This is a genomic window from Enterobacter sp. PGRG2, from assembly GCF_030291195.1.
Taxonomy (GTDB): domain Bacteria; phylum Pseudomonadota; class Gammaproteobacteria; order Enterobacterales; family Enterobacteriaceae; genus Enterobacter_D.
In genome coordinates, this window is the sequence record NZ_CP127837.1 from 1,861,065 (window position 1) to 1,874,681 (window position 13,617).

The 13,617-nt window shown below is 57.1% G+C and carries 12 protein-coding genes; 7 read left to right on the top strand and 5 right to left on the bottom strand.

The genetic code is table 11. The features are described 5' to 3' along the window. Positions 1 to 56: 56 nt before the first annotated feature. The 7 genes from dapB to folA all read left to right on the top strand — a co-directional run bounded on the left by dapB (position 57) and on the right by folA (position 9,248). Positions 57 to 878 carry a 4-hydroxy-tetrahydrodipicolinate reductase gene (dapB, locus tag QRD42_RS08060; RefSeq protein WP_321988584.1) on the top strand — a complete coding sequence of 274 codons (822 nt, stop codon included), beginning with the start codon at positions 57 to 59 and terminating at the stop codon, positions 876 to 878. A 453-nt stretch (positions 879 to 1,331) separates the two neighbouring features. Then, the gene (carA, locus tag QRD42_RS08065; protein WP_321988585.1) at positions 1,332 to 2,480 is read left to right on the top strand and encodes a glutamine-hydrolyzing carbamoyl-phosphate synthase small subunit; all 1,149 of its coding nucleotides are present in this window, start codon (positions 1,332 to 1,334) and stop codon (positions 2,478 to 2,480) included. An 18-nt stretch (positions 2,481 to 2,498) separates the two neighbouring features. After that, on the top strand, positions 2,499 to 5,723 hold the full coding sequence (gene carB / locus QRD42_RS08070) for a carbamoyl-phosphate synthase large subunit (RefSeq protein WP_321988586.1): 3,225 nt from the start codon (positions 2,499 to 2,501) through the stop codon (positions 5,721 to 5,723). A gap of 187 nt (positions 5,724 to 5,910) precedes the next feature. Beyond that, positions 5,911 to 6,144, top strand: a complete 234-nt coding sequence (locus QRD42_RS08075) for a YgdI/YgdR family lipoprotein (RefSeq protein ID WP_072570501.1) — start codon at positions 5,911 to 5,913, stop codon at positions 6,142 to 6,144. Between the two features lie 144 nt (positions 6,145 to 6,288). Next, positions 6,289 to 6,819: a glutathione-regulated potassium-efflux system oxidoreductase KefF gene (gene kefF, locus QRD42_RS08080; protein ID WP_321988587.1), complete on the top strand. Its 531-nt coding sequence runs from the start codon at positions 6,289 to 6,291 to the stop codon at positions 6,817 to 6,819. After that, the gene (gene kefC, locus QRD42_RS08085; protein ID WP_321988588.1) at positions 6,812 to 8,677 is read left to right on the top strand and encodes a glutathione-regulated potassium-efflux system protein KefC; all 1,866 of its coding nucleotides are present in this window, start codon (positions 6,812 to 6,814) and stop codon (positions 8,675 to 8,677) included. The genes kefF and kefC overlap by 8 nt, the downstream gene beginning before the upstream one ends. 91 nt (positions 8,678 to 8,768) lie before the next feature. Continuing rightward, positions 8,769 to 9,248 (top strand): type 3 dihydrofolate reductase, encoded by a 480-nt coding sequence (gene folA / locus QRD42_RS08090; protein WP_072570504.1) that lies wholly within the window; start codon positions 8,769 to 8,771, stop codon positions 9,246 to 9,248. A 43-nt stretch (positions 9,249 to 9,291) separates the two neighbouring features. On the opposite strand, the gene apaH is transcribed toward folA, so the two are convergent. Genes apaH through surA form a run of 5 tightly spaced genes read right to left on the bottom strand, consistent with a single transcriptional unit; the run spans position 9,292 to position 13,616 of the window. After that, positions 9,292 to 10,140 carry a bis(5'-nucleosyl)-tetraphosphatase (symmetrical) ApaH gene (apaH, locus tag QRD42_RS08095; RefSeq protein ID WP_321988589.1) on the bottom strand — a complete coding sequence of 283 codons (849 nt, stop codon included), beginning with the start codon at positions 10,138 to 10,140 and terminating at the stop codon, positions 9,292 to 9,294. Between the two features lie 4 nt (positions 10,141 to 10,144). After that, positions 10,145 to 10,522, bottom strand: coding sequence for a Co2+/Mg2+ efflux protein ApaG (apaG, locus tag QRD42_RS08100; RefSeq protein ID WP_072570508.1), 378 nt, complete (start codon positions 10,520 to 10,522; stop codon positions 10,145 to 10,147). Positions 10,523 to 10,525: 3 nt separating this feature from the next. Beyond that, entirely contained in the window at positions 10,526 to 11,347 is an 822-nt protein-coding gene (gene rsmA / locus QRD42_RS08105) for a 16S rRNA (adenine(1518)-N(6)/adenine(1519)-N(6))-dimethyltransferase RsmA (protein ID WP_072570510.1), read from the bottom strand. After that, positions 11,344 to 12,330, bottom strand: coding sequence for a 4-hydroxythreonine-4-phosphate dehydrogenase PdxA (pdxA, locus tag QRD42_RS08110; protein WP_321988590.1), 987 nt, complete (start codon positions 12,328 to 12,330; stop codon positions 11,344 to 11,346). Before pdxA ends, rsmA begins: the two co-directional genes overlap by 4 nt. Continuing rightward, on the bottom strand, positions 12,330 to 13,616 hold the full coding sequence (surA, locus tag QRD42_RS08115) for a peptidylprolyl isomerase SurA (RefSeq protein ID WP_072570513.1): 1,287 nt from the start codon (positions 13,614 to 13,616) through the stop codon (positions 12,330 to 12,332). Before surA ends, pdxA begins: the two co-directional genes overlap by 1 nt. Position 13,617: the final 1 nt, after the last annotated feature.

Consider the following 13,617-nt stretch of genomic DNA (forward strand, 5'->3'; position numbering starts at 1 on the left):
GGGCTGGTTACTCTGAAAACGTTTTTTCAGCATTTCATTAACAAAAGAGTACAACTATGCAAGAGGCAAACATCCGCGTGGCCATCGCGGGAGCCGGTGGCCGTATGGGTCGCCAGCTGATCCAGGCGGCACTGGCAATGGAAGGCGTGGCGCTCGGCGCGGCCCTTGAGCGTGAGGGATCGTCGCTGCTTGGCAGCGATGCGGGTGAACTGGCGGGCGCGGGCACAACCGGCGTTACCGTGCAGAGCGATCTTGAGGCTGTGAAAGACGATTTTGATGTCTTTATCGATTTTACCCGCCCGGAAGGCACGCTGGCGCATCTGGCCTTCTGCCGTGAGCACGGCAAGGGCATGGTAATTGGCACCACCGGCTTTGACGACGCGGGCAAAGCGGCCATCAGCGAGGCCGCGCAGGACATCGGCATAGTCTTTGCGGCGAACTTCAGCGTTGGCGTGAATGTGATGCTCAAGCTGCTGGAGAAAGCAGCCAAAGTGATGGGTGATTATACCGACATCGAAATTATCGAAGCGCATCACCGTCATAAAGTGGATGCGCCGTCAGGCACGGCGCTGGCGATGGGTGAAGCTATTGCGCAGGCGATGGATAAAGATTTGAAGGAGTGCGCGGTGTACAGCCGTGAAGGTTACACCGGCGAACGCGTGCCGGGCAGCATCGGTTTTGCCACCGTGCGCGCAGGCGACATCGTGGGTGAACACACGGCGATGTTTGCCGATATCGGCGAGCGCATTGAAATCACGCACAAAGCCTCCAGCCGTATGACCTTTGCCAATGGTGCGGTTCGCTCGGCATTGTGGCTGAAAGCGAAGCGAAGCGGTCTTTTTGATATGCGTGATGTGCTGGATCTTAACAATTTATAGCCTTTATTACCTCTCGTGATGTGGTTGTGGTAATCATAATTACTTGATTACATGGGGCAATATTTTATTGTCCCTTTATTTTTGCTTTTCATTAATATTTTTCTATTAAACCTCCGAAATTTTCAATCTTCTTCGGTTTATTTGTTTCTGTAATGTAAATTTTGACCATCTGGTCCGGTTTTGCAGGGTGCCAGACAAATATTCCAGTTTTCTAACCGCGCAAGCGTTTTCCTGCCTGATATAGCTGATCTTTTCACTGCCTTTGCCTTCTGTGGTTTGTCAGAGGCGCAAAAACATAAATAAAAATGGTCGATCGGGTAGACTTTTGTCTCACCTGTCTCTAGAATGCCGCCGTTTGCCGAAAATTCGCGGGTAAGCAAATTTGCATTGATTCACGGGCTCATTATGAATTAATATGCAAATAAAGTGAGTGAATATTCTCTGGAGGGTGTTTTGATTAAGTCAGCGCTATTGGTTCTGGAAGACGGAACCCAGTTTTACGGTCGGGCCATAGGGGCAACAGGTTCGGCGGTTGGGGAAGTCGTTTTCAATACTTCAATGACCGGTTATCAAGAAATCCTCACTGATCCTTCCTACTCCCGCCAAATCGTTACTCTTACTTATCCTCATATCGGTAATGTCGGCACCAATTCTGCTGACGAAGAATCCTCTCAGGTACATGCGCAAGGCCTCGTCATCCGCGATCTGCCGCTGATTGCCAGCAACTACCGCAATCAGGAAGATCTCTCCTCTTACCTGAAACGCCATAACATCGTGGCGATTGCCGATATCGATACCCGTAAGCTGACGCGCCTGCTGCGTGAGAAAGGGGCGCAAAACGGCTGCATCATCGCCGGTGATAACCCGGACGCGGCGCTGGCGCTGGAAAAAGCGAAAGCTTTCCCTGGCCTTAACGGTATGGACCTGGCGAAAGTCGTGTCCACTCAGGAGAGCTATAGCTGGACGCAGGGGAGCTGGACGCTTGAAGGCGAACTGCCCGAAGCCCGCGCCGAAAGCGAACTGCCGTTCCACGTGGTGGCCTACGACTACGGCGCGAAGCGCAACATTCTGCGCATGCTGGTGGATCGCGGCTGCCGTCTGACGGTTGTTCCGGCGCAAACCCCGGCAGAAGAGGTGCTGAAAATGAACCCGGACGGCATCTTCCTCTCCAACGGTCCCGGCGACCCGGCACCATGCGATTACGCCATCGAGGCGATTAAAACCTTCCTCGATACCGATATTCCGGTGTTCGGCATCTGTCTCGGCCATCAGCTGCTGGCGCTGGCCAGCGGTGCCAAAACCGTGAAGATGAAATTTGGTCACCACGGCGGCAACCACCCGGTGAAAGACGTGGAAAACAACGTGGTGATGATCACCGCCCAGAACCACGGTTTTGCGGTGGACGAGTCCACCATGCCGTCAACCCTGCGCGTGACCCACAAGTCGCTGTTCGACGGCACGCTACAGGGCATCCATCGTAACGATAAACCGGCGTTCAGCTTCCAGGGCCACCCGGAAGCCAGCCCCGGCCCGCACGATGCCGCGCCGCTGTTCGACCACTTTATTGAACTGATCAAGACTTACCGTTCTGTCGCCAAATAATCAGGAGCCATAAAAGCCATGCCAAAACGTACAGACATAAAAAGCATCCTGATCCTTGGCGCTGGCCCGATTGTTATCGGCCAGGCCTGTGAGTTCGACTATTCCGGCGCGCAGGCGTGTAAAGCGCTGCGTGAAGAGGGTTACCGCGTTATTCTGGTGAACTCTAACCCGGCCACCATCATGACCGACCCGGAAATGGCCGATGCCACCTATATTGAGCCTATCCACTGGGAAGTGGTGCGCAAAATCATCGAAAAAGAGCGTCCGGACGCGGTGCTGCCAACCATGGGCGGCCAGACGGCGCTGAACTGCGCGCTGGAGCTGGAACGTCAGGGCGTGCTGGAAGAATTCGGTGTGACCATGATTGGCGCGACCGCAGACGCCATTGATAAAGCCGAAGACCGTCGCCGTTTCGACATCGCCATGAAGAAAATCGGCCTCGACACCGCCCGCTCCGGCATTGCGCACAATATGGAAGAAGCGCTGGCGGTTGCCGCTGACGTGGGTTATCCGTGCATTATCCGTCCGTCCTTTACCATGGGCGGCACCGGCGGCGGTATCGCTTATAACCGCGAAGAGTTTGAAGAGATCTGCTCCCGCGGCCTCGACCTCTCGCCGACCAAAGAGCTGCTGATCGATGAGTCGCTGATTGGCTGGAAAGAGTACGAAATGGAAGTGGTGCGCGATAAAAACGACAACTGCATCATCGTCTGCTCTATCGAAAACTTCGACGCCATGGGCATCCACACCGGCGACTCCATCACCGTTGCACCAGCGCAGACCCTGACCGACAAAGAGTATCAGATCATGCGTAACGCCTCGATGGCGGTGCTGCGTGAAATCGGCGTCGAAACCGGCGGCTCTAACGTCCAGTTCTCGGTGAACCCGAAAAACGGTCGCCTGATCGTGATCGAAATGAACCCGCGCGTTTCCCGCTCTTCGGCGCTGGCCTCGAAAGCGACCGGTTTCCCGATTGCCAAAGTGGCGGCGAAACTGGCGGTAGGTTACACGCTGGACGAACTGATGAACGACATCACCGGTGGCCGTACTCCGGCCTCGTTTGAGCCGTCCATCGACTACGTGGTCACCAAGATCCCACGCTTTAACTTCGAAAAATTTGTCGGCGCAAACGACCGCCTGACCACGCAGATGAAATCCGTCGGCGAAGTGATGGCGATTGGCCGCACCCAGCAGGAATCGCTGCAAAAAGCGCTGCGCGGTCTGGAAGTGGGCGCGACCGGCTTTGACCCGAAAGTGAGCCTTGACGACCCGGAAGCGCTGACCAAAATCCGCCGCGAACTGAAAGACGCGGGCGCCGAGCGTATCTGGTATATCGCCGATGCCTTCCGCGCCGGGCTGTCCGTCGACGGCGTGTTCAACCTGACCAACATCGACCGCTGGTTCCTGGTGCAGATTGAAGAGCTGGTGCGTCTGGAAGAGAAAGTCGCGGAAGTGGGCATTAACGGCCTCGACGCGGATTTCCTGCGTACCCTGAAGCGTAAAGGCTTTGCCGATGCGCGTCTGGCAACCCTGGCGGGCGTGCGCGAATCCGAAGTGCGCAAACTGCGTGAGCAGTACAACCTGCACCCGGTTTACAAGCGCGTGGATACCTGTGCGGCGGAGTTCTCCACCGACACCGCGTACATGTACTCCACCTATGAAGAAGAGTGCGAATCGAACCCGAATCCGGATCGCGAAAAAATCATGGTGCTGGGCGGCGGGCCGAACCGTATCGGTCAGGGCATTGAGTTTGACTACTGCTGCGTACATGCCTCGCTGGCGCTGCGCGAAGATGGTTATGAAACCATTATGGTTAACTGTAACCCGGAAACCGTCTCCACCGATTACGACACCTCCGACCGTCTGTACTTTGAGCCGGTAACGCTGGAAGACGTGCTGGAAATCGTGCGTATCGAGAAGCCGAAAGGCGTGATCGTCCAGTACGGCGGCCAGACGCCGCTGAAACTGGCGCGTGCGCTTGAAGCCGCAGGCGTACCGGTTATCGGCACCAGCCCGGATGCCATCGACCGCGCCGAAGACCGCGAACGTTTCCAGCAGGCGGTGGATCGTCTGAAGCTGAAACAGCCAGCCAACGCCACGGTGACGGCCATCGAAATGGCGGTCGAGAAAGCGAAAGAGATTGGCTACCCGCTGGTGGTGCGCCCGTCCTATGTGCTTGGCGGCCGCGCGATGGAAATCGTTTATGACGAAGTGGATCTGCGTCGCTACTTTATGACTGCCGTCAGCGTCTCCAACGATGCGCCGGTACTGCTGGATCGCTTCCTGGATGATGCGGTGGAAGTGGACGTTGACGCCATCTGCGACGGCGAAATGGTGCTGATTGGCGGCATCATGGAGCACATCGAACAGGCTGGCGTGCACTCCGGCGACTCCGCCTGCTCCCTGCCGGCCTACACGCTGAGCCAGGAGATTCAGGACGTGATGCGCCAGCAGGTGCAGAAGCTGGCCTTCGAGTTGCAGGTGCGCGGCCTGATGAACGTGCAGTTTGCGGTGAAGGACAACGAAGTCTACCTGATTGAAGTGAACCCGCGTGCGGCGCGTACCGTGCCGTTCGTCTCCAAAGCCACCGGCGTGCCGCTGGCGAAAGTGGCAGCGCGCGTGATGGCAGGGAAATCGCTGGCCGAGCAGGGTGTGACCAAAGAGATCATCCCGCCGTACTACTCGGTGAAAGAAGTGGTGTTGCCGTTCAACAAGTTCCCGGGCGTTGACCCGCTGTTAGGGCCGGAAATGCGCTCTACCGGTGAAGTGATGGGCGTGGGTCGTACCTTTGCGGAAGCCTTTGCCAAAGCGCAGCTGGGCAGCAACTCGACCATGAAGAAAACCGGTCGCGCACTGCTGTCGGTGCGTGAAGGCGATAAAGAGCGCGTGGTGGATCTGGCGGCCAAACTGCTCAAGCAGGGCTTCGAGCTGGATGCCACCCACGGCACCGCGATTGTGCTGGGTGAAGCCGGAATCAACCCGCGTCTGGTGAACAAGGTGCATGAAGGCCGTCCGCACATTCAGGATCGTATCAAGAATGGCGAATACACCTACATCATCAACACCACCGCAGGCCGTCAGGCGATTGAAGATTCCAAACTCATTCGCCGCAGCGCGCTGCAATATAAAGTGCATTACGACACCACCCTGAACGGCGGCTTCGCCACCGCGATGGCGCTGAATGCCGATGCCACCGAGAAAGTGATTTCAGTACAGGAAATGCACGCGCAGATCGATAAGTAAATTGTCACCCCGTCACCCGGTAAACGCATGTTGCCGGGTGACGCTTCGCTTGTTTCTGCCTGTCTGTTTCACTGTTGTTATTTCGTAACCCATTCAGAGTGTTCTGTGTTTTCTCCCGCCCGCAGTTGTTTCATCTACAGTTAAATTATCCGGAACAAAAATTCACTGAAAACGCGGGGAGAACACCATGCGACATAAACTTTTACTGGCTTCACTTTTTGCAGCGACGACCATGATGACCGTTGCCGGTTGCTCATCAAATCAGGAAGTAAAAACCACCGACGGCAGCACCATCGTCACCGACGGTAAACCGGAAGTCGATAATGACACCGGCATGGTCTCCTATAAAAACGCCAAAACCGGTCAGACCGAGCAGATTAACCGTGACCAGCTGAAAGGCATGAGCGAGCTGGATAACTAATCTGCACCAGCCTGATAAAGACGCCCTGTTACCTGCCGGTAACGGGGCGTTGTTTTGTAAACGGCTTGTAAGTTTTCGCTGTAAGCGCAACCATTAACTGTCTACACTCAGGGCAAATATAAGCACGGTGCAGACAGGTTACTCATGATCCTTATTATTTATGCCCATCCCTATCCGCGGCATTCCCATGCGAATAAACGGATGATTGAGCAGGCAGAGACGCTCGACGGCGTGGAAATCCGCTCTTTATACGAACTTTACCCCGACTTTAATATCGATATCTCTGCCGAACAGGCGGCGGTGGAACGCGCCGATCTCATCGTCTGGCAGCATCCGATGCAGTGGTACAGCGTGCCGCCGCTGCTGAAACTGTGGATGGACAAAGTGCTCTCCCACGGCTGGGCTTACGGCGAGGGCGGTCAGGCGTTGCACGGTAAACAGCTGCTGTGGGCAGTGACCACCGGCGGCGGAAAACACCATTTCGAACTCGGTGCCCATCCGGGCTTTGATGTGCTCTCGCAGCCGCTCCAGTCGACGGCGATCTATTGTGGCCTGCAATGGCTGCCGCCTTTTGCCATGCACAATACCTTCGTTGATGACGACGAAACCCTTCAGGCGCAGGCGCGCCACTATAAACAACGTCTGACTGACTGGCAGGAGACACATCATGGATAGCCATACGCTCATTCAGGCGCTGATCTATCTGGGATCCGCCGCACTTATCGTGCCGGTTGCCGTGCGCCTCGGCCTCGGATCCGTTCTGGGTTATCTGATTGCAGGCTGCATCATCGGCCCGTGGGGTTTGAGGCTGGTGACGGATGCGCAGTCGATTTTACATTTCGCCGAAATCGGCGTGGTGCTGATGCTGTTCGTCATCGGCCTTGAGCTGGATCCGCAGCGGCTGTGGAAGCTGCGCGCCTCGGTATTTGGCGGCGGCGCGCTGCAAATGCTGGCCTGCGGTCTGCTGCTTGGCGCGTTTTGTATGGCGCTGGGCCTGCGCTGGCAGGTGGCGGTGCTGATCGGCCTGACGCTGGGGCTGTCTTCCACCGCCATTGCCATGCAGGCAATGAACGAGCGCAACCTGATGGTCTCGCAAATGGGCCGCAGCGCCTTTGCCGTGCTGCTGTTCCAGGATATTGCCGCCATTCCGCTGGTGGCGATGATCCCGCTGATGGCCGCCAGCGGTGAAGCCATGACGCTCAGCACCTTTTCACTTTCGGCGTTAAAAGTGGTGGGCGCGCTGGTGCTGGTGGTATTGATTGGCCGTTATGTGGCGCGACCGGCGCTGCGTTTTGTGGCGCGATCCGGCCTGCGGGAAGTGTTCAGCGCCGTGGCGCTGTTCCTGGTGTTTGGCTTCGGTCTGCTGCTGGAAGAAGCCGGTTTGTCGATGGCAATGGGCGCGTTTTTAGCCGGGGTATTGCTGGCAAGCTCCGAGTATCGTCATGCGCTGGAAAGCGACATCGAACCTTTCAAGGGACTGCTGTTAGGGCTGTTTTTCATCGGCGTCGGCATGTCCATCGATTTTGGTACGCTGGTGACGCATCCGCTGCGCATCGCCGTTCTGCTGCTGGGTTTCCTGGTGATCAAAACCCTGGTTCTGTGGCTGATTGCCCGTCCGCTGAAGGTGCCGGGAAAACAGCGCCGCTGGTTCGCCGTGCTGCTGGGGCAGGGGAGTGAGTTTGCCTTTGTGATCTTTGGCGCGGCGCAGACGGCGAACGTGCTGGATCCCGAGTGGGCGAAGGCGCTGACCCTGGCGGTGGCGCTGTCGATGGCCGCCACGCCGATCCTGCTGGTGCTGCTGACGCGTCTGGAAAATGCCGCTGTCGGCCAGCCGCGCGAGGCGGATGAAATTGATGAAGAACAGCCGCGGGTGATCGTCGCCGGGTTTGGACGCTTCGGGCAGATCGCCGGACGTTTGCTGCTCTCCAGCGGCGTGAAAATGGTGGTACTGGATCACGATCCTGACCATATCGAAACGCTGCGCAAGTTTGGCATGAAGGTATTTTACGGCGACGCCACGCGGGTGGATCTGCTGGAGTCCGCTGGCGCGGCGAAGGCGGAAGTCTTTATCAACGCCATTGACGATCCGAAAACCAACCTGCAACTGACGGAACTGGTGAAAGCGCATTTCCCGCACCTGACAATTATCGCCCGCGCCCGCGACGTTGATCACTTTATTCGTCTTCGCCAGGCCGGGGTCGAAAGGCCAGAGCGTGAAACCTTCGAAGGGGCGCTCAGACTCGGACGTATGGCGCTGGAAGGGCTGGGGCTGGGTCAGTATGAGGCGCGCGAGCGTGCCGATCTGTTCCGTCGTTATAATGCGCAGATGGTGGAAGAAATGGCGCAGGTCGACAATGACACCCAGTCGCGCGCGGCGGTGTATAAACGCACCAGCGCGATGCTGAGCGAGATCATCACTGAAGATCGCGCGCACCTGTCGCTTATTCAGCGCCACGGCTGGCAGGGCACGGAAGAGGGCAAACACACCGGCGATCCGCGGGATGAACCGGCAGTGAAGCCGTCAGCAGAATGAAAAATTTTATCATTCTTTACCCTGTCGCCAGTCGACGTGAGAATGCGCTTTACGTATAGTGGCGACAATTTTTTGCACCGGGATACATTCAATGATCAGTCTGATTGCGGCGTTAGCGGTAGATCGCGTTATCGGCATGGAAAACGCCATGCCGTGGAACTTGCCTGCCGATCTCGCCTGGTTTAAACGCAATACCTTAAATAAACCTGTGGTGATGGGCCGCCTGACCTGGGAGTCCATCGGACGCCCGCTGCCGGGACGTAAAAATATCGTCATCAGCAGCAATCCGGGGACTGACGATCGCGTGCAGTGGGTCTCTTCTGTGGATGAGGCGATTGCCGCCTGCGGCGACGCGGAAGAAATCATGGTGATCGGCGGCGGTCGGGTTTACGAGCAGTTCCTGCCGAAAGCGCAGCGCCTGTATCTGACCCATATTGATGCAGAAGTGGAAGGGGATACTCATTTCCCTGACTACGAGCCGGATGACTGGGAGTCGGTGTTCAGCGAGTTTCACGACGCCGATGCGCAGAATTCGCACAGCTACTGTTTTGAGATTTTAGACCGCCGGTAATGCTCTGTTCCGCCCACGCCTGACCGGTGTGGGCGGACATCCCTCAGAATGACGCCGCTTCGTTTTCGCCCAGATCCAGCTGGCGATTCGAATGCTGCGCAAACCAGGTTTTATCTTCCCAGCGCAGACAGGTCAGCACGCCGCCCCAGCAGCAGCCGGTATCCAGCGCATAAATGCCTTCCGGCGTACCTTTTCCTTCCAGCGACGCCCAGTGACCAAAGGCGATGCTGTACTCTTCCGCCACCGGCCCCGGAATCGCAAACCACGGCTTCAGCGGGGCAGGGGCATTCTCCGGCACGTCTTTACAGTACATATCCAGCTGCCCGTTCGGGAAGCAGAAGCGCATGCGGGTAAAGGCGTTGCTGATAAAGCGTAAACGCGCCAGCCCGGCCAGCTCCGGCGACCAGTTGTTCGGCATATCGCCATACATGGCGTCGAGGAATAACGGGTAAGTGTCGCTGGCCAGCACGGACTCGACGTCTCTGGCGCAGGCGATGGCGGTTTCCAGATCCCACTGCGGCGTAATACCTGCGTGGGCCATCACCAGCTTTTTCTCTTCATCCACCTGCAACAGCGGCTGACGGCGCAGCCAGTTGATCAGCTCGTCGGCGTCCGACGCTTCCAGCAGCGGCGTAATACGATCTTTCGGCTTGTTACGGCTGATACCCGCATACACGCCCAGCAGATGCAGATCGTGATTGCCGAGCACCATGCGCACGCTGTCGCCAAGCGATTTCACAAAGCGCAGCACCTCCAGCGACGCCGGACCCCGCGCCACCAGGTCGCCCGTTAGCCACAGCGTGTCCATCTGCGGATCAAACTGCACCTGCTTTAATAATGCGATCAATTCATCGTAGCAACCATGAACGTCGCCAATCAGATATGTAGACATGTGATTAATGGATAAGTGTAGGGACGGCGAGTCGGAAAACCGGAATGGCAATGCGGAAAGCATTCCCCTGGGCATCGATCATTTCATAATGACCCTGCATGGTGCCCAGCGGCGTTTCAAGCACTGCGCCGCTGGTATACTGATATTCGTCGCCGGCGTCGATATGCGGCTGCACGCCGACGATACCTTCGCCCTGGACTTCGGTTTCACGGCCGTTGCCGTTGGTGATAAGCCAGTAGCGCCCGAGCACCTGCACAGGCGTCCGCCCCAGATTTCGTATGGTTACGGTGTACGCAAAGACATAACGTTCAAGCTCCGGTGCTGACTGAGACTCAATATAAACGCTCTGTACCTGAACACATACGCGGGGCGAATTGCTCATGACTTAACTCTCCTTCGGCGGCGTATTATCAATAAGGTAATTCGCCAGCTGGCAGTATTGCGCCACAGAGATGTTCTCTGCGCGGGCGCCAGGATCAATACCCAGCGAGGCGAGAACCTCGACGCTGAACAAATTACCGAGGCTGTTACGAATCGTTTTACGACGCTGGTTGAATGCTTCGGTCGTGATACGACTCAGTACGCGAACCTCTTTTACCGGATACGGCGGCGTGGCGTGCGGTACCAGTCTGACGACCGCGGAATCCACTTTTGGCGCTGGCGTAAAGGCCGTCGGCGGCACTTCAAGTACCGGGATCACCTGGCAATAATATTGCGCCATCACGCTTAAACGACCATACGCTTTACTGTTTGGTCCTGCAACCAGGCGATTCACCACCTCTTTTTGCAGCATAAAATGCATGTCGGCAATGGCACCAGTATAGCTAAACAGGTGGAACATTAACGGCGTGGAGATGTTATACGGCAGGTTGCCAAACACGCGCAAAGGCTGGCCGAGGGTCGTGGACAGCTCTTCGAAATTCATTGTCATGGCATCCTGCTGATAAATCGTCAGCTTAGGGGCCAAAAACGGATGCGTTTGCAGGCGGGCCGCCAGATCGCGATCCAGCTCGATCACGGTCATTTTATCCATGCGCTCGCCAACCGGCTCGGTCAGCGCGCCAAGGCCCGGGCCGATTTCGACCATCGCCTGACCGGGTTTAGGGTTGATCGCCGAAACGATACTGTCGATCACAAACTGATCGTTGAGGAAGTTTTGCCCGAAGCGTTTGCGGGCAAGATGGCCCTGATGGACTCTCGTATTCATTGAGTATTAATAATCATTTTGATGGCGAGATTAAGCGCCGTAATAAAACTGCCGACATCGGCTTTCCCGTGGCCCGCCAGTTCAAGGGCAGTACCGTGGTCAACCGAGGTGCGAATAAAGGGCAGGCCGAGCGTAATATTTACCCCGCGGCCAAAGCCCTGGTATTTTAGCACAGGCAGGCCCTGATCGTGGTACATCGCCAGCACCGCATCGGCGTGATCGAGATATTTAGGCTGGAACAGCGTGTCGGCGGGTAACGGACCGCTGAGATTCATCCCCTGCGCGCGCAGTTCATTAAGCACCGGAATAATGGTGTCGATCTCTTCCGTTCCCATATGTCCGCCTTCACCGGCGTGCGGGTTCAGGCCGCAGACCAGCACGTGCGGTTCACCGATGCCAAATTTAGTGCGCAGATCGTGATGCAGGATGGTGATCACATCGCGCAGCAGGGCCGGGGTAATCGCGTCTGCTACGGCTTTAATGGGCAGATGCGTCGTCGCCAGCGCCACGCGTAGTTCTTCCGTCGCCAGCATCATCACCACTTTGCTGGCCTGCGCGCGTTCTTCAAAGAACTCGGTATGTCCGGTGAAGGGCACGCCGGCGTCGTTAATCACGCCTTTATGTACCGGCCCGGTCACCAGCGCGGCAAACTCACCGTTCAGGCAGCCGTCGCAGGCGCGCGCCAGGGTTTCCACCACATAGGCACCATTCGCCACTGACAGCTGTCCTGCCACCACGGACTCGCGCAGCGCCACGGGTAACAGCGTTAAGGTACCGGCGCGTTGCGGCTGCGGGGGATTTTCAGGTTGCCAGGGAAGCAGCGAAAGCGACAGACCGAGCTGGGCGGCCCGGTCTGTGAGAAGCGCTGCGTCGGCGCAGACCACCAGTTCCATCGGCCAGTCGCGCTGGGCGAGCTGGACGACGAGGTCGGGGCCAATCCCGGCGGGTTCGCCGGGAGTGATAACGACACGCTGAACGTTCATTAGTTGCTCAGGATTTTCACGTAAGCGCTGGCGCGTTGTTCCTGCATCCAGGCTGCGCCTTCTTCTGACATTTTACGGTTCATCAGCATGCGGTACGCGCGATCTTTCTGCGCCGCATCGGTCTTGTCGACGTTACGGGTGTCCAGCAGTTCAATCAGGTGCCAGCCGAAGGAAGAGTGAACCGGTCCGCTGATCTGGCCTTTGTTGAGCTTAGTCAGCGCATCGCGGAATGCCGGATCGAAAATGTCTGGCGCAGCCCAGCCCAGATCGCCGCCCTGATTCGCAGAGCCCGGATCCTGAGAGAACTCTTTCGCCGCATTAGCAAAGGTGGTTTTACCACTCTTGATGTCGGCTGCGATCTGCTCGATCTTCACACGCGCCTGGTCGTCGGTCATGATAGGCGACGGCTTAAGCAGGATGTGACGCGCGTGTACTTCGGTCACGGAAATGCTCTGGCTCTGACCACGCAGATCGTTCACTTTCAGAATATGGAAGCCCACGCCGGAACGTACCGGACCGATCACGTCGCCTTTCTTCGCCGTGCTCAGCGCCTGGGCAAAGATAGACGGCAGCTCCTGAATACGGCCCCAGCCCATTTCGCCGCCTTTCAGCGCCTGCTGGTCGGCAGAGTAAGTGATCGCCAGCTTACCGAAGTCATCACCGGCACGCGCCTGCTCAACAATAGAGCGCGCCTGGCTTTCCGCTTCGTTCACCTGATCGGAAGTTGGGTTTTCCGGCAGAGGAATGAGGATGTGGCTCAGGTTAAGCTCAGTGCTGGCATCGTTCTGATTGCCCACCTGCTGTGCCAGAGATTCCACCTCTTGCGGCAGAATAGTGACGCGGCGGCGCACTTCGCCGTTGCGCACTTCGGAGATCAGCATCTCTTTACGGATCTGGTTACGGTAGGTGCTGTAATTAACGCCATCGTAAGCCAGACGGCTGCGCATCTGATCCAGCGTCATGTTGTTCTGTTTGGCGATGTTGGCGATCGCCTGATCGAGCTGCTCGTCAGTGACCTTGACACCCATTTTAGTGCCCATCTGCAGGATGATCTGATCCATGATCAGCCGCTCAAGAATTTGGTGACGCAGCGTGTTGTCATCCGGCAATTGCTGGCCCGCCTGACCGGCGTTGAGTTTCACGGACTGCATCAAACCATCAACGTCACTTTCTAACACCACGCCATTATTGACGACGGCAGCGACTTTATCGACAACCTGCGGCGCAGCGAAACCGGTGTTCGCAACCATAGCGAGACCGAGCAGCAGCGTTTTCCAGTTCTTCATA